26 protein-coding genes and 1 pseudogene are annotated in these 25,987 nt (G+C 67.1%); 19 read left to right on the plus strand and 8 right to left on the minus strand.

The window, feature by feature from the left end; all coding sequences use genetic code 11:
• Position 1 precedes the first annotated feature (1 nt).
• Together ACOEQ1_RS15235 and lptC are read right to left on the minus strand one after the other, a co-directional pair.
• Positions 2-1,084, minus strand: a complete 1,083-nt coding sequence (locus tag ACOEQ1_RS15235; RefSeq protein WP_419760088.1) for an LptA/OstA family protein — start codon at positions 1,082-1,084, stop codon at positions 2-4.
• On the minus strand, positions 1,081-1,773 hold the full coding sequence (gene lptC / locus ACOEQ1_RS15240) for an LPS export ABC transporter periplasmic protein LptC (RefSeq protein ID WP_419760089.1): 693 nt from the start codon (positions 1,771-1,773) through the stop codon (positions 1,081-1,083). Before lptC ends, ACOEQ1_RS15235 begins: the two co-directional genes overlap by 4 nt.
• A 502-nt stretch (positions 1,774-2,275) precedes the next feature.
• Between lptC and ACOEQ1_RS15245 the strand changes: the two genes are divergently transcribed.
• The 6 genes from ACOEQ1_RS15245 to ACOEQ1_RS15270 all read left to right on the plus strand — a co-directional run bounded on the left by ACOEQ1_RS15245 (position 2,276) and on the right by ACOEQ1_RS15270 (position 8,997).
• Positions 2,276-3,721 carry a DHA2 family efflux MFS transporter permease subunit gene (locus ACOEQ1_RS15245; RefSeq protein WP_419760090.1) on the plus strand — a complete coding sequence of 482 codons (1,446 nt, stop codon included), beginning with the start codon at positions 2,276-2,278 and terminating at the stop codon, positions 3,719-3,721.
• Positions 3,722-3,804: 83 nt separating this feature from the next.
• Positions 3,805-5,085 (plus strand): hypothetical protein, encoded by a 1,281-nt coding sequence (locus tag ACOEQ1_RS15250; RefSeq protein ID WP_419760091.1) that lies wholly within the window; start codon positions 3,805-3,807, stop codon positions 5,083-5,085.
• 1 nt (position 5,086) lies between these two features.
• Positions 5,087-5,716, plus strand: coding sequence for a hypothetical protein (locus ACOEQ1_RS15255; RefSeq protein WP_419760092.1), 630 nt, complete (start codon positions 5,087-5,089; stop codon positions 5,714-5,716).
• Positions 5,717-5,758: 42 nt separating this feature from the next.
• Positions 5,759-7,237 carry an NAD-dependent succinate-semialdehyde dehydrogenase gene (locus tag ACOEQ1_RS15260; RefSeq protein ID WP_419760093.1) on the plus strand — a complete coding sequence of 493 codons (1,479 nt, stop codon included), beginning with the start codon at positions 5,759-5,761 and terminating at the stop codon, positions 7,235-7,237.
• Positions 7,238-7,343: 106 nt separating this feature from the next.
• The gene (locus ACOEQ1_RS15265; RefSeq protein ID WP_419760094.1) at positions 7,344-8,660 is read left to right on the plus strand and encodes an MFS transporter; all 1,317 of its coding nucleotides are present in this window, start codon (positions 7,344-7,346) and stop codon (positions 8,658-8,660) included.
• Between the two features lie 16 nt (positions 8,661-8,676).
• A complete protein-coding gene (locus ACOEQ1_RS15270) occupies positions 8,677-8,997 on the plus strand; it encodes an MmcQ/YjbR family DNA-binding protein (protein WP_419760095.1) in 321 nt (106 codons plus the stop codon).
• Positions 8,998-9,010: 13 nt separating this feature from the next.
• On the opposite strand, the gene ACOEQ1_RS15275 is transcribed toward ACOEQ1_RS15270, so the two are convergent.
• The 6 genes from ACOEQ1_RS15275 to ACOEQ1_RS15300 form a co-directional block, all read right to left on the minus strand.
• Positions 9,011-9,952 (minus strand): ROK family protein, encoded by a 942-nt coding sequence (locus ACOEQ1_RS15275; RefSeq protein ID WP_419760096.1) that lies wholly within the window; start codon positions 9,950-9,952, stop codon positions 9,011-9,013.
• Positions 9,949-10,659, minus strand: coding sequence for a copper homeostasis protein CutC (locus ACOEQ1_RS15280; RefSeq protein ID WP_419760097.1), 711 nt, complete (start codon positions 10,657-10,659; stop codon positions 9,949-9,951). The genes ACOEQ1_RS15275 and ACOEQ1_RS15280 overlap by 4 nt, the downstream gene beginning before the upstream one ends.
• Positions 10,656-11,504 (minus strand): carbohydrate ABC transporter permease, encoded by an 849-nt coding sequence (locus tag ACOEQ1_RS15285; RefSeq protein ID WP_419760098.1) that lies wholly within the window; start codon positions 11,502-11,504, stop codon positions 10,656-10,658. Before ACOEQ1_RS15285 ends, ACOEQ1_RS15280 begins: the two co-directional genes overlap by 4 nt.
• Positions 11,505-12,443, minus strand: coding sequence for a carbohydrate ABC transporter permease (locus ACOEQ1_RS15290; RefSeq protein WP_419760099.1), 939 nt, complete (start codon positions 12,441-12,443; stop codon positions 11,505-11,507).
• 6 nt (positions 12,444-12,449) lie between these two features.
• The gene (locus ACOEQ1_RS15295) at positions 12,450-13,694 is read right to left on the minus strand and encodes an extracellular solute-binding protein (protein ID WP_419760100.1); all 1,245 of its coding nucleotides are present in this window, start codon (positions 13,692-13,694) and stop codon (positions 12,450-12,452) included.
• Positions 13,695-13,831: 137 nt separating this feature from the next.
• Positions 13,832-14,617 (minus strand): SDR family oxidoreductase, encoded by a 786-nt coding sequence (locus tag ACOEQ1_RS15300; RefSeq protein ID WP_419760101.1) that lies wholly within the window; start codon positions 14,615-14,617, stop codon positions 13,832-13,834.
• Between the two features lie 96 nt (positions 14,618-14,713).
• Here ACOEQ1_RS15300 and ACOEQ1_RS15305 point away from each other — a divergent pair.
• From ACOEQ1_RS15305 to ACOEQ1_RS15365, 13 genes and pseudogenes are all read left to right on the plus strand, one after another.
• Positions 14,714-15,319: pseudogene (locus ACOEQ1_RS15305) on the plus strand (amidohydrolase family protein); the annotation flags it as partial.
• Between the two features lie 629 nt (positions 15,320-15,948).
• Positions 15,949-16,311 carry an amidohydrolase family protein gene (locus ACOEQ1_RS15310; protein WP_419760102.1) on the plus strand — a complete coding sequence of 121 codons (363 nt, stop codon included), beginning with the start codon at positions 15,949-15,951 and terminating at the stop codon, positions 16,309-16,311.
• A gap of 12 nt (positions 16,312-16,323) precedes the next feature.
• The gene (locus tag ACOEQ1_RS15315) at positions 16,324-16,701 is read left to right on the plus strand and encodes a RidA family protein (RefSeq protein WP_419760103.1); all 378 of its coding nucleotides are present in this window, start codon (positions 16,324-16,326) and stop codon (positions 16,699-16,701) included.
• Positions 16,694-17,752, plus strand: a complete 1,059-nt coding sequence (locus tag ACOEQ1_RS15320) for an alanine racemase (protein ID WP_419760104.1) — start codon at positions 16,694-16,696, stop codon at positions 17,750-17,752. Before ACOEQ1_RS15315 ends, ACOEQ1_RS15320 begins: the two co-directional genes overlap by 8 nt.
• Entirely contained in the window at positions 17,749-18,090 is a 342-nt protein-coding gene (locus tag ACOEQ1_RS15325; protein ID WP_419760105.1) for a nitrile hydratase, read from the plus strand. Before ACOEQ1_RS15320 ends, ACOEQ1_RS15325 begins: the two co-directional genes overlap by 4 nt.
• The gene (locus ACOEQ1_RS15330) at positions 18,087-18,368 is read left to right on the plus strand and encodes an SH3-like domain-containing protein (protein ID WP_419760106.1); all 282 of its coding nucleotides are present in this window, start codon (positions 18,087-18,089) and stop codon (positions 18,366-18,368) included. The genes ACOEQ1_RS15325 and ACOEQ1_RS15330 overlap by 4 nt, the downstream gene beginning before the upstream one ends.
• A complete protein-coding gene (locus ACOEQ1_RS15335; RefSeq protein WP_419760107.1) occupies positions 18,365-18,946 on the plus strand; it encodes a nitrile hydratase subunit alpha in 582 nt (193 codons plus the stop codon). Before ACOEQ1_RS15330 ends, ACOEQ1_RS15335 begins: the two co-directional genes overlap by 4 nt.
• Before the next feature lie 317 nt (positions 18,947-19,263).
• On the plus strand, positions 19,264-20,304 hold the full coding sequence (locus ACOEQ1_RS15340; protein ID WP_419760108.1) for an ABC transporter permease: 1,041 nt from the start codon (positions 19,264-19,266) through the stop codon (positions 20,302-20,304).
• A gap of 3 nt (positions 20,305-20,307) precedes the next feature.
• Entirely contained in the window at positions 20,308-21,159 is an 852-nt protein-coding gene (locus tag ACOEQ1_RS15345) for an ABC transporter permease (protein WP_419760109.1), read from the plus strand.
• Complete coding sequence (locus ACOEQ1_RS15350) at positions 21,156-22,148, plus strand: ABC transporter ATP-binding protein (protein ID WP_419760110.1); 993 nt, start codon at positions 21,156-21,158, stop codon at positions 22,146-22,148. Before ACOEQ1_RS15345 ends, ACOEQ1_RS15350 begins: the two co-directional genes overlap by 4 nt.
• Positions 22,145-23,110, plus strand: a complete 966-nt coding sequence (locus tag ACOEQ1_RS15355) for an oligopeptide/dipeptide ABC transporter ATP-binding protein (RefSeq protein ID WP_419760111.1) — start codon at positions 22,145-22,147, stop codon at positions 23,108-23,110. The genes ACOEQ1_RS15350 and ACOEQ1_RS15355 overlap by 4 nt, the downstream gene beginning before the upstream one ends.
• On the plus strand, positions 23,107-24,570 hold the full coding sequence (locus ACOEQ1_RS15360) for an amidase (protein WP_419760112.1): 1,464 nt from the start codon (positions 23,107-23,109) through the stop codon (positions 24,568-24,570). Before ACOEQ1_RS15355 ends, ACOEQ1_RS15360 begins: the two co-directional genes overlap by 4 nt.
• On the plus strand, positions 24,567-25,976 hold the full coding sequence (locus ACOEQ1_RS15365) for an allophanate hydrolase (RefSeq protein WP_419760113.1): 1,410 nt from the start codon (positions 24,567-24,569) through the stop codon (positions 25,974-25,976). Before ACOEQ1_RS15360 ends, ACOEQ1_RS15365 begins: the two co-directional genes overlap by 4 nt.
• Positions 25,977-25,987 lie beyond the last annotated feature (11 nt).

The raw sequence follows: 25,987 nt of genomic DNA on the forward strand, positions 1-25,987 counted from the left end.
CTCAGGGGGCCAACGCCGCGGGCGCCCGCGCTCCCGGCGCCTGGTGGATCTGCCCGGTTTGAGCCGTCTCGCCAGCCTGATTGGGCATGATGAGGCCCTTCACCTGATCCCGGCTGTGCGACAGCAAGCGGGAGATGCCGGTCTTCATGTTGACCAGAGCCTCTGACCCCACAAGCTCGTTCTGCCCGCGGGTGATGTGGACGTGCCCGGCGATACGGGCGATGCCCAAGGTCGGATCGTAGACGGCGCGGTCGCCCTGCACGATGTCGGTCGCGGTCATGATGACGACATGGCCGATGCCGTCGACGAGCTTGAGGCTGCCGGAGGGGTCGGTAGGGTCGGTGGCGTCGGGTTGCGCGGCGGTCTGGCCGGTTTTGGCGACGACCGTCGTCTTGGCGGCCGCCGCGCCAGTGGTCGCCGGCCCGGACGTGGGCGACGTGTAGGCCACGAGCACATCCGCGGCGATCCTCCGGCCGGTATTCGTGACCAGAACGGCGTTGCCACGGGCGACCGCCATGTGCTGGTTCGACCAGTATTCGAGGGAATTGGTGGCGGTCACGACATAGGTCGGGGTCGTCAGCTTCAGGTCGTGGCCGGTCAGCACGAGGACACCCTGGTCCATGTCGTAAGCGCCGTGATCGCCGGTTGCCCGGTCAGTGGGCGTGAAGATGTTGACGTTGCCCTGGGCCTCGAGCAGGTAGATCTCGTTGTCGCCCTGGAGCCCCTCGGATGAGCCAGTATCCGTGGCGTTGGACGCGGCGGCGGGGGCCGCGGGCTGGCCCGGCGTCGCTGCCTTCTTTCGGTAGTGGGCGATCAACTGGTTCGCGGTCACGGTGACGGTGCCTCTAACGGCTTTCGCGTCCTGATCCGCGATCACTTCCTGGCTCTGCTGCCGCCACTCGATGCCACCTTGGGACGTGACGGTGATTGGGCCGCCCTTCGTCATGTCGATTGCCTGGGAGAACGCTGGCCGCAGAGAGGCCGTCACCGCCAGTGCCAGAACGCCCAAAGTCAGTGCCCGGGCTAAACCCCCGTAGGCGGCGTAAATCCGGGCTCGGGCGCGATCAGCGGTGGGTGCGGTCATGGACTCCCGTCTAACACGAGCTTTGCCGGACCGGTGAAATGCAGCCGGGCGCCACGGTCGATGATGGTGAAGCCATGTGCATCGAGCGTTCCAAACGGACCATCTGCATTCACTACCTCATGGCCGGAGGCCGTGCCCGCCTTCAGGTCGATATTAGCCTTCGACGTGCGAACGGTGGTGCCGTCGTCACGATAGAGGACGACATGGTTGCTGAGATCGAGATGCTGGGCGTGAGCGTGGTAGATGCCGTTGCGCGACTGCACCATCAGCCAGGAGCCGCTCTTCATCGTCATGTCGCCAGCGGGGCCGGTGAGCTGCACCGTGTCCGCGTCCGTCTGCACCGCCTGGTCGGCGGTCATGGTGTAGGGCAGCCCGGACTGGTCCACGCCCTCGTAATGCGCCTTCGTCATGCTGCCCTGATCCGTGCCGCCCATGCTGCCGGTCGCGACGTGGTACGTGACACGAGCGGGGTTGTGGCGGCTGATCTCGGGCCACAGGATGACGAGGCTGAGCAGCATCAGCGCGCCCAGCGGGAGCAGACGCTTCACACAGGCGACATAGAACCTCCGCCGCGACAGTGCGGAAGCCGAGGGCATCTTGCGGCCACGCCAGGATGGACGCGCCGAGCCGAGTTGATCCTCGATCTGGCCCTGACGCAGCAGATGCAGACGGTCCGGAACAGCGCTCATTCAACCCCCATAGCCGGCACACCGTCCAACGCGGCAGTCCGCCTCACACCGCAAGCTCCTAGGCCGAGTCGCAAGCGGATGGCTCGCGAACGAAGATGTCGCGTCGCTACCGGAGCCTCATCACGTTTGGTGGCAGTGTGTTTCACTTCGCGAGACTTATAAACAGGGAAAAGCGGCAGTCACATGGCAAAACGTAACCCGCGCATCAGCGGGTGGCTGCCGCAATCGCCGGCGGCGGCTCGCTTCCAATACTCTACGTCGACTTACGCGTTTAGAGGCAACGGTAATTGCTGCAATGCATCAACGTGATGGCCGACACGACTTCGTGATCCTGCGGGAGGTTGTCGCGTCAGGGGCTCATCTATGGCCGGGAACCATGGTCTTGCTCGGCTCCGCTGCGGGAGCAGCATTCAAAATACGACACTAGCCTAGGTGGGAGAGCCAGAGCATGGTCAGGTCATGGAGTTCCCGATCCTCCTCCGGCCATGACGATCGAAGGTCGATGACAGACGTGCCTGAAGCAGCTGACGCCTCCCGCAGCCGGCTCCGGACGATCGCTCTGATCGTCGCGACCGCGCTGTTCATGGAGCAACTCGACGCCACGGTGCTCTCGACCGCGCTGCCAAGCATGGCCCGCAGCTTCGGCGTTCAGCCGCTCAATATGAGCATCGCGCTCACCTCGTATCTGCTCAGCCTGGCGGTGTTCATCCCCGCCAGCGGCACGATCGCCGACCGGTTCGGCACCCGCCGCGTGTTCAACGGCGCCATCATCCTGTTCACCATCGGCTCCATCCTATGCTCCGAAGCGAGCAGTTTGCCCCTCCTGGTGGCGGCGCGCCTCGTTCAGGGCATGGGGGGCGCGATGATGGTGCCGGTCGGACGGATCATCCTGCTCCGCAGCGTGCCGAAGTCCGAGCTGGTTTCGGCCATGGCCTGGTTTCTCGTGCCCGCTCTCGTCGGTCCCGTGCTGGGTCCGCCCCTCGGCGGTTTCATCACCACGTACCTCAACTGGCGATGGATATTCTTTATCAATATCCCGATCGGCGTGCTCGGCGGCACGCTGGCGACCCTGCTCATCCCCGACATCCGCGAGACGCACCGCACGCCCTTCGACGCGCCGGGGTTCGTGCTCTCGGGCATCGCCCTCGCCTGCCTGACCTTCGGGTTCACCCTGGCGAGCCGCGGCTCGGAAGCGGTGGACGCCATTCTGCTGCTCGCGGTCGGCGTCGTCAGCGGCGCCGCCTACGTGATCTATGCGCGGCGCCGCCCGAACGCGATTCTCGACCTGCGGTTGATGCGGGTGCAGACCTTCCGCGTCTCGACCATCGCCGGGTCGCTCTCGCGCATCACCTGGGGCGCGGTGCCGTTTCTGCTGCCGATGATGATGCAGCTCGGCTTCGGCATGAGCGCCGCGGGCAGTGGCGCCGTCACCTTCATGAGCGCCGCCGGGGCGATGCTGATGAAGGCGTTCGCAGCCCCCCTGCTCAGGCGTTTCGGCTTTCGCCGCGTGCTCATCTGGAACCAGCTGCTGGCGACGCTTTGCATCGCCGCCTGCGCCACCTTCACCCGAGGCTGGCCGACGCCGGCGATCTTCGCGATCCTGCTCGCCGGCGGCTTCTTCCAGTCGCTGCAGTTCACGGCCTACAACACCATCGCCTATGCCGAGTTGCGGCCGGACCGGATGAGCGCGGCCACCAGCTTCTACACCGTCTTCCAGCAGCTCATGCTGTCGATGGGCATCTGTGTCGCAGCCGGGGCGCTCGCCATCTCCTCCGCGATCGCCGGCCACCCGAACCCGGAACTCGGCGATTTCCGCATCGCATTCCTCGTGGTCAGCGTCGCCTCGCTGCTCTGCGGCCCGCTTTGCGCTCAACTTCCCGCCGCGGCCGGCGCAGAGATGAGCGGCCATGGCGGCCGGGCCCCGACCGCAGCACCGACAAAGGGTTAGCGCCCACGAATGCTCTATGCTGCCCTGCGTGGCGGCTGTAGTAGCGTTCGGTCCGTCCAGGTGTTGACGCTCAAGGAGCGAACGTGCCGCAGCAGCCGCTCCCGCACCTGTCCAGTGTCGCCGTGCCCACGGTCGAAACGGAGCGTGTAGGAGTGCCGCCCGCGCTGTGGGAAACCAAACGCGGTTCTGGGGCCCGTATGTGGCGCGTCCATCCGGCGACGAGCACCTTCCTCATCCTCATGGCCCTCTCCGGGTTCCGCCTGCTGGTCTATTGCGTGATCGCGCGCAGCTTCGGCGGAGCCACCCATGTGCTCTGCAACTACGATTGCGCCTGGTATGAGATGACGGCGCGGGCGGGATACGATCTCGCCCCTCATGGCGACATCTACTCCAACACGGCGAACTGGGCATTTTTCCCGCTTTACCCGCTGCTCCTCGCGACGGTGACTGCGATCATGCCCGCATCGGTCGGCATGAGCTGGGCCGGCATCCTGCTGTCGACGGTCTGCTTCGCGGGCTTCGGAACTTTAGGCGGGCTGTACCTCCAGGGGAGCGGCGCCGGGCACACGACGTGGCGGGTCCCCATGCCAATGGCATGGCTCGGCCTCGTCAGCCTATGGCCGGGCGATCTCTACTTCGCCTTCCCGTATTCCGAGGCACTCTATGCCCTGCTGATGATGGCGTCGCTGCTGGCCCTGACCCAGCGGCGAGTTCTGCGGTCGGCGCTCGCAAGCGCGGCCCTGACGGCGACCCGCCCGCCCGGGGTGATGATGGTGCCCGTGATCGTCGCCGACCGGCTGCGCTATCTGTGGCAGCATCACCGCGCGGGCACGCTGCGAAAGATGCCCGTCACCGCCCTGAGCCACGTCCTGCTGCCTGTGGCGCTGGCGCCGCTCGGGCTCTTCGCTTTCATGGCGTATCTGCGCTGGCATATGGGTGACGGCCTCGCCTTCATCCACGTGCAGGCGACCTGGAACCGGCACGATCTGCCGCCCTGGCTCTTCCTGTGGGACGGGCTGACGGCCAACGACTGGAGCAGAGTTCTTGCCCATCCGGCCCGGGAAAGCCTGTCCGTGGAGGCGAGCTTCGGGATCGCGGGGCTGGCGCTCGCGCTGCACCAGCTGCTCCGGCGGCGCTTCGCGGAAGCCTGGCTGATCGGCGCCAGCATCCTGGTCGCGAGCAGTTCGGGACTGCAGTCGATGCCGCGCTTCGTGCTGACGAACCCGATCGTCATTCTGGCCCTGTTCCGCCTGGGTGCGACGGGGGCGAGCCCACTCCGCCTTACCCTGATCGCGCTGGCGCTAGGGCTGGCGCAGCTGCTGCTCGTTCTCGCCTGGTGCGTCGGCGCACCGGTTCTCTCCTAGGATGCTGCGGATCGGGGCCCTTCTGCTTGGCCTCGGCCTGTTGGGCTTCGAGGCATCGACCATCGTCATCAGTCTGCTGAGGCCGGCCGTCTCGCAGCAGTATCGCGCGGTCTATCTCGCGCACCGGCAACTGTGCTGGCTGTCGCCGGCCGAGCAGGCGGAGGCGGCGGCGGACCCTTACCTCGCCGGGCTGCCCGACGAGGCGGATGTCGCGCGTCTCGACCACCGCACCCTCTGCATGCTGCTGCCGGATTGGCCCCCCGCGCCACATCGCACCGCCGACGGCGGCGTCTTCAGCCAGAGAGAGCACGTCGAGATCATGCTGCCGGTCCGGCCGGGACAAACCAGCGCCACGCTGATCGTGGAGGGCTACGCGCCACCCCGCATCGCCCGCCGCGCCGCGGGAACCGAGATCGAGATCAGGCCCATCGTCGATGGCACGCCGCAGATGCCGGCGTCGCTCATGGTCGGGCAGACGATTGAGTTGAGGATCGGCCTGCCTCCGGCCCCGATGGCCCGCATCGTCCGCGTCACGCTGGTCATTCCTCAGCCGCACTGGCTCCAGGCGCTCAACGACAGCGACGACCCACAGTATCTCGGGGTCGTGTTGCGGCGGATCGATAGGCGCTAGCGCCTCCGCGGCGTAAACTCGGCGGATATGGGAGTGACGCCAATGCTCGATACGGTGACCGATCTGCCTCTGAAGGACAGTTCGCTGCTCCGGCAGGCGAACCTGCTGGACGGCCGCTGGATCGGTGCCGACAGCGGCGACACGGTGCCCGTCACGAACCCCGCCAACGGCGCCGTCATCGGCACGGTGCCGTCCATGGGCACGGCCGAAACCCGCCGCGCGATCGAGGCCGCCCATCGCGCCCAGCCGGCGTGGCGGGGGCTGCTCGCCAAGGAGCGCAGCGCCATCCTGCGCCGGCTCTTCAACCTCATGATGGAGAACCAGGAAGACCTCGCCATCATCATGACGGCCGAGCAGGGCAAGCCTCTGGCGGAGAGCCGCGGCGAGATCACGTATGCCGCGAGCTTCATCGAGTGGTTCGCCGAGGAGGCCAAACGCATCTACGGAGACGTGATCCCCGAGAACCTGCACGGCCGGCGCATTCTCGTGACGAAGGAGCCGATCGGCGTGTTCGCCGCCATCACGCCCTGGAACTTTCCAGCCGCCATGATCACGCGCAAGGCGGGTCCCGGCTGGGCCGCCGGCTGCACCGGCGTGATCCGCCCGGCGACCGAGACGCCGTTCTCGGCGCTGGCCCTCGGCGTACTGGCGGAGCGGGCTGGCATGCCGCCCGGCGTCTGCAACGTGCTGACCGGCCCCGGCCGCGTGATGGGCGCCGAACTCACCGCGAACCCGCTCGTGCGCAAGCTCTCCTTCACCGGCAGCACCGAGGTGGGTGCGATGTTGCTCGCGCAATGTGCGCCGACCATCAAGAAGACGAGCATGGAGCTTGGCGGCAACGCGCCCTTCATTGTCTTCGACGACGCCGATCTCGATGCCGCGGTCCAGGGCGCGATGATCTCGAAGTTCCGCAACACCGGCCAGACCTGCGTCTGCGCCAACCGCATCCTGGTGCAGGACGGCGTCTTCGACGCGTTTGCCGAGAAGCTGCGCACGGCTGTCGAGGCTTTGCAGGTGTCGGACGGCATGGAGGCGGGGGCGACCCAGGGGCCGCTCATCAACAAGGCCGCCGTCGAGAAGGTGCGCGAGCATATCGAGGATGCGGTGAGCCACGGCGCGCGCATCGTCACCGGCGGCAAGCCGCACAAGCTTGGCGGCAACTTCTACGAGCCGACCGTGCTGGCCGATGTGCCGCGCGGCGCGAAGATCTTTTCCGAGGAAACCTTCGGTCCGGTGGCGCCGCTGTTCCGCTTCAAAACCGAGGAGGAGGCGATCCAGCTCGCCAACGACACCGAGTTCGGCCTCGCCTCGTATTTCTACGCGCGCGACGTGGGCCGCATCTTCCGCGTCTCGTCGGCGCTCGAATACGGCATGGTCGGGGTGAACGAGGGGATGATCAGCACCGAGGTCGCGCCCTTCGGCGGTGTCAAGTCATCCGGTCTCGGGCGCGAGGGCAGCAAGTACGGGATCGAAGATTACCTCGAGATCAAATACGTCGCGTTAGGCGGCCTCGGAAGTTGAGCCGTGTACTGACGAAGCGGTGACCGGCCGACGACTTTCGCTTCTCCTCAGGTAGGAGCTAACCTTCCGGCGAACCCGTCGAAGATGGGGCTGGGGAGAACACGTCATGTCTGCGAACGCGACCATAAAACCAGAGGACGTAGGCAACCGGCGATGGCTCCGGCTGATCCCGATCGCCATGATCGTCTACGTCATCTCCTTCATGGACCGGACGAACATCTCCTACGCCTTCGCGGGCATCGGGCACGAGTTCCATGTGAACAAGGCGGCACAGGGTGCGGCGGGCGGCATTTTCTTCGTCGGCTACATCATGCTCCAAATCCCCGGCGGCTGGCTGGCGGAGCACTGGTCGGCCCGGAAGTTCGTTGCCGTGATGATCGTCTTCTGGGGCCTTGCGGCTCTGGCCTGCGGCCTCGTCCATAGCTTTACCGAACTGGTCATCGCCCGGTTCTTTCTCGGCGTAGCTGAGGGCGGCATCTGGCCCGCTATCCTCGTGCTGCTCAGCCACTGGTTTCCCGTGCAGGAACGGGCCCGCGCCTATGCCTTCTGGATGGCGAACCTCGCGATCTCCTCCATCATCACGCAGCCTCTGTCGGGCTGGATCATCTCGCACTCCGACTGGCGCACGCTGTTCTTCGTCGAGGGCGCGCTGCCGTTCATCATCGCGCTGCCGCTGTGGCTGCTTTTCGTGAAGGACCGGCCGAGCGAGGCTACCTGGGTGTCGGCCTCCGAACGGGAGTACATCGAGCGGTCGATCGCCCAGGATCGCGCGCATGAGCCGACGCCCGGACCGTTCCGCGACATCTTCACCAACAGCACCATCTGGCGGCTGGTGGGCGTATACTTCCTCATCCAGGTCGGCTTCTACGGCCTCAACATGTGGCTGCCGACGCTGCTGAAGACGCTCACCAAGCAGGGGTTCGGCACCGTCGGGCTGATCGCGGCCCTGCCGTATCTCACCGCCATCGTCCTGCTGTTCGGCAACGGCTGGCTGGCGGACAAGACCCGGCGCTACGCGTTCCATGTCTGCCTGGCGACGGTGATGGGGGCGATCGCCCTGGTGCTGTCCGTCTACGTCGCCTCGACGAGCATCGCGCTCTCCGTCGTCTTCATCTGTCTCGCGATCGGCGGGGCGCTCGCCTATGACGGGCCGTTCTGGGCGGCGTCCTCCCGCGTGCTGCCGGTGGCGATGGCCGGCGGCGCGATGGGCCTGATCAACGCGCTCGGCAATCTCGGCGGCTATTTCGGGCCGTTTCTCGGAGGGTACCTGCAGGACCGGACGGGCAGCTTCTTCGCGACGGCCATGCTGTTCGCGGGATCGCTGGCGCTCGCTGGCATCCTGATGATGACGATCCGGCTGCGGGAGAGGCCGCACGACAGGGTGACGACCGGCTCACCGAACCTGCCTCGCGCGGCGGAGTAGGGCGTCATCGCCCGTCATGCTGTTCGACGCGTTCCGCGAGGTCGTCGGTAGCCTGCCCGGCGCCTCGCTCGAGGTGAAGTTCGGAAACAAGCGGACGTTCTGCGTTGGCGGCCATATGTTCGCGCGCGCCGGGTTGGTAGGGCAAGAAGCCCCGCTCTACGGCTTCAAGGCCGGCGTCGCCTTCGAGCCGCTCATCGAACAGGGCATCGCGCGGCCGATGCCCTATCTAGGCCGCGCGCGGTGGGTCGAACTGCTGCGGCATGACGCGCTGGCCGACGACGAACTGCGCGACTATGTGCGGCGTTCCTATGAGCTGGTGTCGAAGCGCCGACGATAGCCTGTGCTGGTCTTCACGCGGCGTTCCAACCGGGGGCAAGATCGCTCAATCCGAGCCGCCTGAACGCCAGAATGGCAGCGCCCAGTAAAGCGCCGCCCCCACCCAGCGTCGAGCGCAGGATCGGCGGCGGCGGACGCCAGGCGAGGCGCTGGGACAACGCCAGCCGCAACGGGTCCAGCAAAATCTCACCGGCCTCCGCGAGGCCACCGCCGATGACAATCACCGCCGGGTCGAGCAGCATCGTCACTGTCGTCAGTGCGATCGACAAGGCTTGCACCGCGTCGTCCCAGGCGCGAGCAGCGATCGGGTCAGACCCTAGGCGGTCTGCGATGTCGCCGGCGACAAGGCTGCCCTCGCCGCCCAAAGCACGGTAGCGGCGGGCGATGGCGGCAGCAGAGGCGTAGGTCTCGAGGCAGCCGATCTGCCCACAGGCGCACAGCTCGCCACCCGGAAAGACCGGCGCATGCCCCAACTCGCCCGCCATGCCCTTTGCACCTGCGACCGCCTGCCCGTGGGTTACCACGGACGCAGCGATCCCCGTGCCGATCATAACCATGACCGAGTCCGGGAACCCACGCGCGGCGCCGAGAAGCGCCTCGGCAAGGCCGGCCGTCCGCACGTCATGGCCGCTCGCGACCGGGAGCGCATGCCGTTCCGCGAGACGCGGCCCCAGCGGGAAGTCGCGCCAGCCGAGATTGGCGGCGAACAGGACGTGGCCTGTGCTCTCATCCATCCCCGGCGCGATGAGCCCGATTGCAACCGGCGTCACTCCCGACGCGGCGGCGGCCTCAATGCAACGACCGACGAAGGCGTCGAGCCGCGCAAATGCCGCCTCGCCCAATGCACCGAGGGTCGACGTGGCATCGGTCAAGAGGCGGCGCCCCTCGGCATCGATCAGCGCCGCCTTGAAACTCGTGCCACCGACATCGACCGCCAGCACCACGGGCGGCGTCATGCCGCGTGCCGTGCCGCCTGGATGAAAGCCGCGATCTCCTCGGTCGAGGTCACCTGCCGGCCGAAGGCGTCGGGACGCATCGCCCGGAGATGCACCTCGGGCACATGCGTCCGCTCGAGCAGCGCGCGCACGTTCCCGGCCCGCACTCCGCCGCCGGCGATGATCGTCACCCGCCCGGCAGACCGCTCGACCAAAATCCTCAGGGTCTCGACGCCGCCCTCCGCGGTTGGGCTGCCGCCGGAGGTCAGCACCGACCGGATGCCGAGGCCGAGCAGCGTGTCGAGTGCGGCACCGAGGTCGCGCGTCACGTCAAACGCCTTGTGGAAGGTCATCGGCAGGCCGCCGCACGCGACCTTCAGCCGTGCGATCGCCCGCGCGTCGATGACGCCGGAGGTTGTCAGTGCCCCGCAGACGAAACCAACAACGACGCCCGGAGCCTTTGGCAGGGCGCGGAAGGCGGCGATGTCGGCCAGCATGACGTCCACCTCCTCCGAGGAGAAGACATAGTTGCCGCCACGCGGCCGGATCATGATCCTCACACCGAGTCGTCGAACACGTCCGAGAACCGCCTGCACCAGCCCGATGCTCGGCGTCAGCCCGCCCTCGGACAGCGCACTGCAAAGCTCGATCCGGTCGGCGCCCTCGGCCTCGGCGGCCAAAGCGCCCGCCACGTCGTCGACGCAGATCTCGACCAGCGGCGGCGTCATTTAATAGAGCCGGCGGTGAGACCGCCGACGACTTTCCCCTCGATCAGGGCGAAGAGGATGATGACCGGGATGGTCGCGATCACCGAACCCGCAAAGAGATGGCGCCAATCCACAGAATACTGGCCGATGTAGCTGTTCAACGTCACCGTCAGCGGTTCCGTCGTCGAGGAGGTCGTCAGCGTCAGCGCCACGATGAACTCGTTCCAGGCGGCGATGAAGGTGAAGATGAGGGCGGTGACGATGCCCGGCAAGGCGAGCGGCAACGTCACGCGGAACAGCGCGCCCAGGCGCGTCGAGCCATCGATGAAGGCAGCCTCCTCCAGCTCCTGCGGGATGGCGGAGACATACGCGTTCAGAATCCAGACGGCGAAGGCCATGTTGAAGCCGGCGTTGACGAGGATGAGCGACGAGACCGTGTCGATCATGCCGAAGCTCAGGAACTCGCGGTAGATGCCGACCAGCATGGCCGTCGGCTGGAACATCTGCGTCACCAGCACCAGCAGCATGAAGAGGCCGCGGCCGCGGAAGCGCTGGCGGGCGGTGTAGTAGGCGGCAGGGATCGCCACCAGCAGCACGAGGACCGTGGAGCCGCCCGCGACCTCCAGGCTGATGCGCAGGTTGTTGCCGAAACCGGTGCTCCAGATGTCGAAGAAACTCCGGACATCGAAGCGCGTCGGCAGAAAGTCGCGGTCGAGCATCTGGTCGGCGGGCCGCACCGCCGAGATCATCATCTCGATGTAGGGCAGCAGGAAGATGGTGGCGACGATGTAGGCGATGCCGGCATAGATGAGGCTATGCAGCGGCCACCGGGCACGCCTCGGCGGCGCGGAACTGACCGCCGACATCTACGCGGGCTCCCTTTTCCAGACGGTGACGCGCAGGTAGATCGCCACGATCACCACGACGAGGCCGAAGTTCACCACCGACATGGCGGCGGACTCGCCGATGTAGCTCTCCTTGAGCTGATACATGAAGGTCGTGGTCGTGCTGGTCTGATGGCCCGGGCCACCGCGTGTCATCTCCCAGATGATCGGGAACGAGTTGAACACGTTCATGACGTTGATGAGCAGCGCCACGATGAAGGCCGGGCGCAGCAGGGGCAGCGTGATGGTGAAATAGGTGCGCCAGACGCCGGCGCCGTCGACGCGCGCGGCCTCGTAGACATCCGACGGGATCGCCTGCAGGCCCGCCAGCAGCGCGTACGTCGAGAACGGCACCGAGACGTAGATCGCGACGACGATCATCCAGACGAGAGCGGAGCCCGGCGTGCCGAGCCAGTCGGCGGCGTCGCTGTTGAAGCGGTGCAGCAGGCCCAGATCGTAGAGGAGGACGTTGATGATGCCGTTGTTGGCGTCGAGGCCCCACCGAAAGACGATCGCCGTCATCACGACGGAGGCGGCCCAGGGTGCGATGAGCGCCCAGCGCGCGATGCGCCGGCCGGGAAACTTCTGGTTGAAGAGTTGGCAGAGCGCCAGCGAGATGAGCATGGTGCCGACCACCACCGTGCCGACCCAGATGCCGGTGCGGACCAGGATGTCGACGAGATCCGGCTCCTCACGCAGGTAGACGAAGTTCCGCCAGCCGGCCCAGCCGAGGATGAAGCCGTCCGGGCTGATGTGCTGGAAGGCGGTCTCGATCATGATGACCACCGGCCACAGCACGACGACGACGATGAGGGCCATCGCCGGGCCGACCCAGACCAGCGGCGCCAGCTTGGCGGCGAGCTTCAGGGGAAGGCGACGCGGGCGCGCCGCCACCCGGTCGCCCGCAGCCGAAATGCTCATGCGGCGTCAGCTGCCCTTGAGTGCGGTTTCCTGGATGGCATCCAGAACCGGCTTCGGATCGGGGCCGATGGCTGTGCCGATAGTCTGCTGGATCTGCACCTTCACCTGAGCCCAGACCGTGTCGCTCGGATACTGAACGGCCTTGGGCAGCGCCGCCATGAAGGGCGCCAGCTGCGGATCGATCTTCGAGAAGGCCGCCGCACCGGAGGTGGTGCCCGGCAACAGGTTATATTCCTTCGAGAAGGCGATCTGGTACTGGTCCTGCAGCGCGAAATCGATGAACTTCTTGATCGCCGCCTGCTTGCTGCCGTTCGTCTTGAAGGCGGCCATGAAGTCGCAGACGCCGAGAGTGCTATCCAGCGGACCGGTCTTGCCGGTGATGGCCGAGGTGCCCCAGTCGCTGTCGGTGAGGACGCCCGCTTGCTTAATGATCGGCAGCAGCGTCGTGATGCCGTTGATGAGGCCGATCTGCCCCTGCGCGAACTGCTCCAGGATCGCGGCGCGGTTCTTGGTGCCGGGGTTCGGCTCGGTATAGCCGGCCTTCACCAGCTTGGTCATGTACTCGAGGGTCTCGACGTTCTGCGGGCTATTGATGACCCATTTGCCGCCGGCATCCTGATAGCCGCCGCCATTGCCGAGGAACCACAGCAGGGTCTCGGCCTGAGCCTCCTCCGGCCCGAGCGGCATGCCGTAGCCGATCTTGCCGAGCGCCTCGATCTTGCCGGCGTCGGCGTAAAGCTCGTCCCAGGTCTTCGGCGGAGCGGCAATGCCTGCCTGCGAGAACAGCTTCTTGTTGTAGAACAGGGTGCGGGAACTGGTGGTGAAGGGCATGCCGTACTGGGCGCCGCCATAGCTGCCGAGCGTCTTGAAGGCGGGCATCAGGTTGGACGGATCGGTCATCACATCGCTGGCCTTGTACAGCAGGCCTTCCTGGGCGTAGTTCGAGAAGTAGTCACCCTCGGTGATGTCCGGATACTGCCGGTTCTGCACCATCGTCTGGACCTTGGTGTCGAAATCGTTCCAGTTGATGGTCTGCACCTTCACCGTGATCGTCGGATTGGCGGCATGGAACGCGTCTGCGATCGTCTGCCAGTAGGTCTGGCTGGTGTCGGCCGGACCCGTGCCGTAGTCCGCAGCCACGAGATTGAGCACGGTCGCCGCGCGCGCAGGCGCCGCCCCGAAAACCGCTAACGTGAGCGCGAGAGCCGCGGAGGCCCCGGCGAGGGCAAGAGGACGGGGAGCGATGCGCATGAGGGGCCTTTTCTTCCGTGTGGTGCAGCGGGCCGAACTCTAAGCGCGGTAACGCAAGCTTGTATAGCTGCCATGATCACGATGACGAGCAGCATGGAAGGCGCTTCTATGCGGGGAAAGAAGCAAGCTTTTGTCTCTCAGCGATCCTGCGTGACGGCCGCGGCGAGTTGCGGAATGCCCGCACTGATCCCGCCATCGACCGCCAGAACGACACCCGTGATGTGCGACGCGTCATCCGACACGAGGAATGCAACCGCGGCGGCCACGTCGGCGGGTACGGCCACTTTCCCCAACGGATAATACGCGTTCAACTCATCGAACACCTGAGGGTTCACCGCCAGCCGCTCGACCCACGCCCGCGTGCGAACCGTGCCGGGCGCGACCGCGTTTACGCGAAGGCCCGCACCCCCAAACTCCACCGCCAGGCACCGCGTCAGGTGCATGAGCCCCGCCTTGGCGGCGCTGTAGGCGGGATTGCCGTACATGCCGATGCCGTTGACCGATCCCATGTTCACGATCGAGCCGCCGCCGGCCAGCAGATGATCCTGAAAGGCATGGATGCATAGAAATGCGCCGTCGAGGTTGACCGACATGTCGCGTCGCCAACTCGCGTAATCCGTGGTCCGCATGCTGGGCGCGAAAGCCCGCCCGGCGTTGTTCACCAAAGCCCGGACATCGCCGAGCGCCAGCGCGGCCTCCGCTGCCGCATTGACCGACGCCTCGTCGGTTACGTCGACATGGAGCGCGGCGGCGCGGCCCCCGGCGGCACGCACCGCCTCGGCCCGCGCCTCGGCTCGCGCAAGATCGATGTCGGCGCAAACGACGCCCCAGCCGCGCGCCGCCAGAAGGTCCGCAATGGCACCGCCGATATCGCCGCCCGCCCCGGTTACAAAGGCCCAGCGGGTCGGTTGATGAGCGGACATCGGCGGTCTCCAGTGGTCAAGGCGGGGCGAGTAGAGGCGGGGCGATCGAGTGGGCAGAGCATGGCGGAAGCCGCGCGCGGCGTATAGGCTGGGGGCATGACTAGAGACACTCTGATCAAGGGCGCCCGCGTGCTGGATGGTACCGGCGCCCCCTGGTTCCGCGCCGATGTCCGGCTGTCGGGAGGCTTCATCACCGGCATCGGACCCGACCTATCGGCGGCGGATGCGGCGGTCGTCGAGGCAGAGGACCGCTACCTCGCCCCCGGCTTTATCGACGCCCATTGCCATGACGACCTCGCCTTCCTGCGCGAGCCGGACCGGCCCGAGAAGGCGCTGCAGGGCGTCACCTCCATCGTCGTCGGCAACTGCAGCTTCTCGCTCTATCCCGCGCCGCCCCATGCCACCGACCTGTTGCGCGGCCACTTCGGCGGCCTGCTGGGAGAGACCGCGCAATCCGAGGTGTTCGCCGATTTCTCAGGGTACCGCGCGGCCCTGGAAGCGCCGGGAATCGCGCTCAACCTCGTCTCCCTCGTCGGTCACGCGGCGCTGCGGCTCGCCGTCATGGGCTATGAGCGGCGTCCCGCGACGGAGGCCGAGATTGCGGCCATGCAGGCGCTTCTGGCCGCGCAGTTGAAGGCCGGCGCGGTGGGCCTGTCGCTCGGCCTCGTTTATCCCCCAAGCGCCTTCGCCGAACGTGCCGAGCTGGTGGCGCTGGCCGAGACGGTGCGCGCGGAGGGCGGACTGCTCGCGGCCCATGTGCGGAGCTACGAGGGCGGACTGCTGTCGTCGATCGAGGAGTTCATCGACATCCTGACGGCCGCGAAGGTTCCCGGCTTGCTGTCGCATCTGCAATCTGCCGGCCGGCCCAACTGGGGCGCCATTCCAGCGGCCCTCGCGCGGCTTGAAGCGGCGCGCGCCGCCGGGATCGACATCAGCTTCGACATGTACCCCTACCCCGCCGGCAGTAGCTACGTGCTCCAACTCCTGCCGCCCGCGGCACAGGAAGGCGGCCTCGGCGCGTTGCGCGCCCGCCTTGCCGACCCGGCAGCGCGCGCCGATCTGCGGCGCTGGGTGGAGCAAGGCAGCACCGACGGCCATGCGCAGTCGAAGATCGCGCTCATCGGCTGGGGCAATGTGCTGATCTCGGGCGTCGGCACCCGGCGCTCAAGCCGCTTGAGGGCCAGCGGATGGATGCGGCGGCGGCGGGCCTCGGGATCGAGCCCTTCGACCTGCTCGCAAAACTGGTCGCGGAGGATGACGGCCAGACCGCCATCGTCATGTTCCAGCTGGACGACGGCGACCTGCAGGCCGCCTGCTGCCACCGGCTGCACATGGTCGGGTCGGACGGGCTCCCGCGTCCCGGCACGCGCCCGCATCCCCGCGCCTTCGGCAGCTTCCCCCGCATCCTCGGCCCGCTGCGGCGGGACCGCCACTGGTTCACCCTGGAAGATGCCGTGCGGCGCATGACATCCGTGTCCGCCCAGCGTTTCGGCCTCGCCACCCGTGGGCTGATCCGGCCCGGCATGGTCGCGGACCTCGTCCTGTTCGAGGATACAGTCACGGATCGCGCAACATTCGAGGAGCCTGCCCAGACGCCCACCGGCATTACCGACGTATGGGTTGCGGGTCAGCCCGTGGTGGCGCAGGGCAAGTCGACGGGCGCTCGGCCCGGTAAAGTGCTCGCGAAAGCGTAAGGAGACCGAACGATGCGGCAGGCTTTGATGATCGAGGGCGCGGCCAAGCCCGGCGGCCAGTATTCGCACGCGGTGGTGGCGAACGGCTTCGTCTTCGTCTCCGGCCAAGGACCCAAGGAGCCCGATACCGGCCAGACGCCCGACAGCTTCGAGGGCCAGGTGCGGCAGACACTGACCAACCTCAAGACGATTCTCGAAGGCTCCGGCAGCAGCCTCGACGATGTGGTCAAGATCAACTGCTACCTCAGCGACGTGACGCGCTTCCAGGAATGGAACACGATCTACGCCGAGTTCTTCCCCGTCAGCCCCCCGGCACGCACCACTGTTGGTTGCCAGCTCAACGGTATCCTGGTCGAAGTCGACTGCATCGCGGTTCTCGCCGATGAGTGATACGCTGGCCGTCACTGGACTAGAGACGCCGGTTCCGGTCGTCGACCTCGATGTGGTCGAGCGCAACCTGTCCCGGATGCAGGGCTATGCCGACGCCCATGGCCTCGCCCTTCGCCCGCACATCAAGACGCACAAGCTGCCGCGCTTCGCGCAGGCACAGGTGGCGCTGGGGGCCGTCGGCATCACCTGCCAGAAACTCGGCGAGGCCGAGGTCATGGCCGATGCCGGGCTCGACGACATCCTCATCTCCTATCCGCTGATCGGCCCGCACAAGGCACGGCGGCTGGCGGCGCTTGCCCGGCGGGTGACGATGCGGGCGGCGATCGACAACCCCCTGGCGCTTGAGACGGTGGCGCTGGCGGGCCAGGAAGCCGGCCGCCAGATCGGCGTGCTGGTGGAGTTCGACAGCGGAATGCACCGTACCGGTGTCGGTTCCGTCGACGAAGCTCTCACGCTCATCGCTCAGGTGCGCGCGGCGGACGGGCTGCGCTTCGACGGACTGATGACCTATCCGAGCAGTGCGGCCACCGTCGAATTCGTTCGCGCAATAAAGGACGCCGGCGTCGATCTGCCGATCGTTTCGGGGGGCGGCACGCCGCGTGCGGCGCATGCACACGAAATCGGTGGCGTGACTGAAATGCGTGTCGGCACCTATATCTATAACGACCGCACGCTGGTGGAAGTGGGCGCGGCGACGCTCGAGGATTGCGCGCTGCTTGTGCATGCAACGGTCATCAGCCGCCCGGCCGGGGATCGCGCGATCCTCGACTGCGGCTCCAAGACGCTATCGAGCGACCTCATCCCGCGCGGCGCATCGGCCGGCTACGGCCTGCTCGTCGACTACCCGGATGCGGTGATCGACAGGCTCAGCGAAGAGCATGGCATGGTCGATCTCAGCCGCAGCGGGGCGAAGCCCGCTCTGGGCGAGCGGGTTCGGATTCTTCCCAATCACGTATGCGTCGTGACGAACCTGCACGACGAGGTGGTGGTGAGTCGCAACGGCATCGTCGAGGGCATCTGGCCGGTGGCGGCGCGGGGAATGACGCGGTGACGGACCTCGCCGATCGCCCTGGCCTCCCCGGCAAAGACGTGCCGCGCGCGATGCACGATCTGGGCGGCGTCTCCCGCTACATGTGCGAAGCGATCGATACCGAACCGCACGCGCTGACGGATTTCGACCGGGAGGTGGATGCGATCCGCCAGATCCTCGGGATGAAGGAGGTCATGTCGGTCGATGAACTGCGTCGCGGCATCGAGGCGCTACCCGAAGCCGAGTATCTTCGCCTCTCCTACTACGAGCGGTGGTTGCGCGCGATGACTGCGACGCTGCTGCTGAAAGGCGTCATCGGCGAGGCTGAATTGCAGGCCGCCGTGGCGTCTGCGCCATGATCGCACCGGGCACGCGGGTCCGGGTGCGGGACGACTGGCCGGAGACGCGCGGCCCCTGCCATATCCGCACGCCCCATTACCTGCGCGGGGAGGCAGGCGTCGTCACGCGTCATCTGGGCGATTTCCCAAACCCCGAGGACTTGGCCTTCGGGCGTCCGGGGAAGACGCTGCCACTCTACCACGTGCGCTTCGACATGTCGGCGCTCTGGCCCGAACGCCGCACGAACGAGGACATCCTCGTCGAGATCTTCGAGCCCTGGCTGGAGACGGCGCCATGAACCTCGCCGACACTGAAAGCGGCCGGCTGCTGGGTGCGCTGCGCGCCTTGCTGGCGGCCAAGGGCATCGCCGCGCCCGAGGAGATCGCGGAACGCATCGCGTTGACGGACGCAGCGACCCCGGCGCAGGGTGCGGCCATGGTCGCGAAGGCCTGGGTGGATGCGGAGTTCCGGTCGTTGATGCTGGCCGATGGGGCGAGAGCCGCCGAAAGCCTCGGCATTCCGATGCGAGGCATGCCGCCGCTCGGTGTGCTGGAGAACACGCCCGATCTGCATCATCTGGTCGTCTGCACGCTGTGCAGCTGCTATCCGCGGGCGGTGCTGGGCTATCCGCCCTTCTGGTTCAAATCGACGAGCTTCCGCGCGCGTGCCGTGCGGGACCCGCGCGGTGTGCTTGCCGAGTTCGGCCTCACGCTGCCCGAGACGGTGACGCTGCGCGTAGTGGACAGCACCGCCGATTATCGCTGGATGGTGCTGCCGATGCGCCCCGAAGGCACCGAAGGCTGGCCCGAGGACAGGCTCGCCAGCCTCGTGCGTGAGGGCGACATGATCGGGGTGACGGTGCCGCCAGTTGGTTGACAAGTCATCGATCTTGCCTTGATATCTGCCATTGGTCGTTGCCAGCTTTTTCGGCAGACGCACCGGAACATGATCGAACCGCGGAATGATGCCTGCCTTGTGCCTAGAAATTAGGCACGACTAAGCCTGCATTGATCGGGCGGCGCGGCTGTTCGGGCGAAACCCGCCTCCACGGCCCTGGCACAAGTCTTGAAAGATACCCGGCGACGATCTTCTGGCGCCTCCGGCATGGACCGTGATTATTGACATCGACATCTGCCAGCCCACAGACGCCTTCATCGGCAAGCCGCCTGCTGCCCAGGTGGTGGAAGCGCCTGATGGCGACTGGAACGCTTGCGTCCACGCTGCGGATTGTGCTGCGCCGGATTGCCGGTGCAGTCCCGAGCCTGATCGGCGTTATCGTCGTGACTTTCCTGCTGTCGCACGCACTTCCCGGCGATCCCGCAGTGCTGTTTGCTGGGCCTGCGGCGGATGCGGCCTCGGTCGCCCAGGTTCGGGCACATCTGGGGCTCGACCGCAGCCTGCCGGTTCAGTTTCTGAGCTATGTCGATGCACTGGCGCACGGCAACCTCGGACAATCCCTGAGCACCGGTCAGCCCGTGCTCACCGACCTCGTGCAGCGGCTGCCGGCATCGCTCGAACTCACTTTGGCCGCGTTGATCTTCGCTATCGCCGTCGCGGTGCCACTCGGCATGCTGGCGGCCACGCGCCCCAACTCGTGGATCGACCACCTCTGCCGGGGCACGGTCACGATCGCCGCCGCCTTCCCGACGTTCTTCGTCGCCCTGCTGCTGGTCTACGTCTTTTACTTCCTGCTGCATCTCGCGCCTGAACCGCTCGGACGGCTCAACGACGTCTACTACGACACGCCACCGACGATCACAGGCTTCTACCTGATCGACTCCGTCATCGCGGGCGACTGGGCAACCTTCGGCGGTGCCTTGGCGCAGATCATCCTGCCGGCGATCTCGCTCGGCCTCTTCGCGCTCGCACCGATCGCGCGCATCACCCGGGCGGCGATGCTCGCATCCCTCGGCAGCGATTTCGTCCGCACCGCGCGGGCCTGTGGCCTGTCGCCGGCCAAGATCCTGATCACCTACGCCTTCAGGAACGCGCTGCTCCCGGTCGTCAATGTGCTCGGCATGGTGTTCTCGTTCGTGCTGGGGTCCAACGTGCTGATCGAGGACGTCTACGGATGGCCCGGCGTCGGCGCCTATGCCGTCAAGGCGGTGATCCAGTCCGACTATGCCGCCGTGCAGGGCTTCATCCTGATGATGGCCACGCTCTACATCCTGCTCAACCTCGCGGTCGATCTCGCCAGCATGGCGATCGACCCCCGCGTGCGCTTCGAGGGCTGAGAAATGTCCGCCACGACGATGCTGCGCAACACCGGCTATATTCTCTCGGAGAACCGCCTTACGCTCGTAGCCGTCGGCATCTTCGTCGTCATGCTCGTCTGCGCGGTCATCGGACCGGACGTCGTGCCATACAGCCCGCTGGCGACGGACAGCGCGAGGCATCTGCAACCGCCGAGCGGCGCGCACTGGTTCGGCACGGATGCGCTCGGGCGCGATATCTTCAGCCGCGTCGTCGTCGCGACAAGGCTCGATCTCGGCATGGCGGTTTCGGCGGTGGTGGTGTCCTTCGTCATCGGCACGGCATGCGGCGCGATCGCAGGCTATTGGGGCGGCTGGTTCGACGCCATCTTCGGCCGGATCATGGACACGATCATGGCGTTTCCCCTGTTTGTCCTCGCGATGGGCATCGTCGCCGCGCTCGGCAACAGCGTCGTCAACATCATAATTGCGACGGCGGTCATCAATCTGCCGTTCTATGGCCGCTTCGCGCGGTCGGAGGTGAACGTGCGCCGGGACCTCGCCTTCGTCGAGGCGGCGCGCATGGGGGGCAACGGCGGTTTCCGGATCATCTGGGGCCACATCCTTCGCAACATCCTGCCGACGATGATGGTGCAAGCTTCCCTGAACATGGGCTGGGCCATCCTCAATGCGGCTGGACTCTCGTTCATCGGACTCGGCGTCCGGCCGCCGACGCCGGAATGGGGGATCATGGTGTCGGAAGGCGCCAGCTACATGATTTCAGGTGAGTGGTGGACCTTCGTCTTTCCCGGCGCCGCGCTGGTGATCGCCGTCTTCTGCTTCAACATGCTGGGCGACGGGCTGCGCGACATGGCCGACCCCCGCAAGCGCACATGAGCGCCGCGATCAAACTCGAGCCCAAGCCGCAGCCTCTGCTGGAGGTTGCGGGCCTGACGCTGGATTTCCGCACCCGCACAGGGCGCGTGCAGGCGCTCGATCAGGTTTCCTTCTCCGTCGAGCCCGGCGAGATCATCGGCATCGTCGGCGAAAGCGGCTCCGGCAAGTCCGTGCTCGCCTATGCGATCATGGGCCTCATGGACCCCGCTGCCAACGTGCGCGGAGGGGCGCTGCACTTCATCGGCCGCGACATGCTGGACCAAAGTGACGCGGCGCTTGCCGACACGCGCGGCCGCGACATCTCCATGATCTTCCAGAGTCCGCGCACCGCGCTCAACCCGATCCGGAAGGTCGGTCTGCAGATCGAGGACGTGCTGCGACGGCATGCGCGCCTGCCCGCTCGCGAGATGAAGCACCGCGCGGTGGAGGCCTTGCGCCGTACCCGTATTCCGGATCCGGAGCGGCGCTACCATGCCTACCCATTCGAGCTTTCCGGCGGCCTCTGCCAGCGCGTGATGATCGCGATGGCGCTGGCCTGTACGCCCAAGCTGCTCATCGCCGATGAGCCGACGACCGGCCTGGACGTGACGACGCAAGCCGTGGTGATGGACCTCATCCGCGATCAGGTGCGGGATGCAGGCACCTCGGTGATCCTCATCACACATGATCTCGCACTGGCGGGCGAATACTGCGACCGCGTGCTGGTGATGCATGCCGGGCACATCGTCGAGGCGGCGCCGATCGCGGAGTTGCTGCGGCATCCCGCGCATCCCTATACCGCGCGGCTGATCGGCGCGACGCCCGGCGCCGAAACCGAGATCGCAGATCTCGCGGCCATTCCCGGCACATTGCCGGATCTGCGCGGCGATCTACCGCCGTGCCGGTTCCTGCATCGATGCGACCGGAGCGATGTGCGCTGCCGTACGCAGCCTTTGCCGCTGACCGAAATCCGGCCCGGCCACAGCCTCCGCTGCTGGAACCCGCTGTGACGGCGCTCGTGGAAGCGGTTGCGCTCTCCAAGCGCTACCCGACGTCGCATGGTCTGCTGCATGCAGTCGACGGCGTCGACCTCACCATCCGCCGCGGCGAGAGCGTCGGCCTCGTCGGCGAATCCGGCTGCGGCAAATCGACGATGGTGCGGCTGCTCGCGCGCCTCATCGACCCGACCGAGGGGGCCATCGTTTTCGACGGCCACGACATCGCGCCGATTCCACTGCGGCGCTTCGTGCATGACCCGGCGCGAGGGCGCATCCAGGTCGTCTTCCAGGACCCGACCGAGAGCCTTAACCCGACGCTCACGGTCTTCGATGCCGTCGCCGACCCGCTGCGCCGGCTGCGGCCTCCCGAGAGCGCGGCGGAATTGGCGCGCCTCACGCGTGAGGCGATCGGCCTCGTCGGGCTGCCGCCGGAGATGGAGGGGCGCTACCCGCACCAGCTGTCCGGCGGCCAGAAGGCGCGCGTCGGGATTGCCCGCGCCATCGTGTTGCGCCCGCCTCTGCTGATCCTGGATGAGCCCACATCGGCGCTCGACGTCTCCGTGCAGGCGGTGATCCTGCGCCTGCTCGCCGATCTGCGCGCCAAACTCGGCATGAGCTACCTGTTCGTGTCGCACGACCTCAACGTCGTGCGCCTGCTCTGCGACCGGATCGTCGTGATGTATCTGGGCCGCGTCGTCGAACAGGCGCCCGCAAAGGAATTGTTCCGCGAGCCGCGCCACCCCTACACGCGGGCGCTGCTCGCCTCGATCCCCGATCCGGCACGGCGCGGACAACGCCCGCCGCGATTGGAGGGTTCCGCAGGCAGCCCGATCGATCCCGATCCGAACGCCTGCCGTTTCTATGGCCGCTGCCCGCGCCAGGAGGACCGGTGTGCGCGGGAGATGCCGCTGCTGCGCGCGCTCGGCCACGACCACCGGGCCGCCTGCCATTTCGCGGAGGAGACCGTCCAATGACGACACAAGATGACAACGCAATCTGCCGGACCGATGCGGTGACGCTCGCGGCGCGCATCCGGGACCGCTCGCTCTCCGCCGTAGAAGTGACGGAGGCTGTCCTGCGGCGCATGGAGGTGCTGGAACCGCATATTCATGCCTTCTGCACGCCGACGCCGGAACTGGCGCGGGAGGCGGCAGCGGCGATCGACCGGCGGATAAGCGCGGGCGAGACCGTGGGGCCGCTGGCCGGGGTGCCCATCGGCATCAAGGACCTCGTCGCAACCCGCGGCATTCTCACGGCGATGGGCTCGCCCGCTTATCGGGACTTCATCCCCGACGAGGACGACATCAGCGTCGAGCGTCTGCGGGCGGCGGGCGCCGTCATCATCGGCAAGACCAACGTGCCGGAATTCGGCTACAGCGGCGTCGGCCACAACCCGATCTTCCCGACCACGCGCAACCCCTGGAACCTCGCCCTCACCCCCGGCGGGTCGAGCGCCGGCTCGGGCGCTTCGGTGGCCGCCGGTGTCGCGCCGTTCGCCATCGGCAGCGATGGCGGCGGTTCCGTCCGCATTCCCGCGGCACATTCCGGCCTCGTCGGCGTGAAGGCGTCCATGGGCCGGGTCGCGCTCTATCCCGGCTGCCGCGATGAACGCTATCCGGGCGTCTCCTCCTGGGAGAGCCTGGAGCATATCGGCCCGATGAGCCGAACGGTCGCCGACGCGGCGCTCATGCTCAGCGTCATCACCGGCCCCGACCCGCGCGACCGGCTCTCCATTCCGGCGGGCGACGTCGACTGGATCGGTGCGGCGCGCGCGAGCGATCTCCGGGGCAAGCGCATCGCCTACAGTGCAGACTGGGGCTACGCCGCCGTCGACCCCGAGGTGCGCCGCGTGGTCGGTGAAGCGGTCCGGGTGTTCGAGCGCGATCTCGGCTGCATCGTTGAGGAGGCACATCCGGGCTGGGAAGATCCCTACGGCGCCTTCTGGGCGCTGGTCGCGCAGGAGAGCGACCTGACGGGGATGCGCCGCATGGCCGAGAAGCATGGCGCGTCGATGTCTCCGCATCTGCTGGCCTTCCTCGAGCGCGACTGGAAGGCGACTGAATTCACAGACGCCAACGTCGTCCGCAAATCCGTCTGCAACCGCATGTGGCGATTTATGGAACGCTACGACCTGCTGCTGACACCGACGCTCGCGGTGCCGCCCTTCCCCGTCCACATGCAGGGGCCGGAAGTCATCGAAGGCCGCATGGTCGGCTCGACCCAGTGGCTCTGCTTCACCTTTCCGCTGAACATGACCGGACAACCGGCGGCCTCCGTCCCCGCAGGTTTCACGAAGGACGGCCTGCCCGTCGGCCTGCAGATCATCGGCCGCCACCTCGCCGACGCCTCGGTGCTATCCGCCGCCGCGGCGTTCGAGGCGGCACGGCCCTGGGCGAACCGCTGGCCGGCGTTGCTGGATGAGCTGGGCTTGTGACGGAACCCTGGTCGCCCGGCACCGGCAGCCTCGACTTCATTACCCTGCACCGGGCGTATGCGAGTGGTGGCCTGACGCCGAGCCGGGTGGTCGATGCCGTCTACGACCGGATCGCGGCGCGCGGCGACGACCCGGCCTGGATCAGTCTCGTGCCCCGCACGGAGGCTGTGGCTGCGGCACGCTCGCTGGAAAGCCACGCAGACCGCGACCGCCTGCCGCTGTTCGGTTTGCCGCTGTCGGTGAAGGACAGCTTCGACATCGCGGGCATGATGACGACCGAGGGCTGCCGCGCCTTCGCCCATCGCGCCGACAGCACCGACCCGACGGTGACAAAGCTGCTGGATGCCGGCGCCATCGTCATCGGCAAGACGAACATGGACCAGTTCGGCGTCGGCATTAACGGCACCCGGACCGACTACGGCATCCCGCGTTGCGTGTTCGACCATGACTACATCTCCGGCGGATCGACCTCGGGCGGCGGCGTGACGGTTGCGGCGGGTCTGGTCAGCCTCGCGCTCGGCGGGGACGCTGCGGGCTCCGGCCGGGTGCCCGCGGCGCTCAACAACATCGTCGGGTTGAAGCCGACGCCGGGGCTGGTCTCGCTTGGCGGCCGCTCCCGCGCGGGGATGAGCGCCAGCCACACCGTGCTGACGCTGACGGTTGCGGATGCAATTGCCGCGACGCGCATCCTGATTGGCTACGACCCCGAGGATCCGCAGTCGCGCCCCGAGGCGGATGCCTTCGCCCTGGAGGCGGAGCCGCTGCCGCGCGCCTTCCGCTTCGCCGTGCCATCGACCGCGACCCGGATGTTCTTCGGCGACATCGAGGCCGAGCGGCTGTTCGATGCCGCGATTCCGCAACTCGAGGCTATGGGTGGTGCGGCGGTGCCTCTCGACTACAGCCCGTTTCATGCCGTCGCGAAGATGCTGTACGAGGACGCCTTCATCGCCCGCCGCTACGCCAATCTGCAGAGCTTCTACGACGAGCACGAAGCGGCGCTGCATCCGGCGACACGCACGATCGTTGGCTGGGGCCGAGGCTATTCGGGCGCGGATGTGTTCGCGGCACAGCATCGTCTGGCGCGTTACCGGCGGATGATCTTCGGCATGCTGGCGGATGTCGATGTGCTGGTAACGCCTACGACCCCGACGACCTTCACCGTCGCCGCGATGAACGACGACAACATCGCCCGCAACGCGGAGCTCGGCACCTACACGAACTTCGTCAACCTGCTCGATCTATGCGCGATCGCTGTTCCGAACGGGATGCGGCCCGACGGCAAGCCGCAAGGCATCAGCTTCGTCGGGCTGCCGATGCAGGACGCGCGCATAACGAGCTTCGCCGCGGCCTGGGAGCGCCAGCGCGGCCTGACGCTCGGCGCAACCGGCCAGCCACTTCCTCCGTGACCCTCGAAAAG

Source organism: Acidisoma sp., assembly GCF_965199065.1.
GTDB lineage: Bacteria > Pseudomonadota > Alphaproteobacteria > Acetobacterales > Acetobacteraceae > Acidisoma.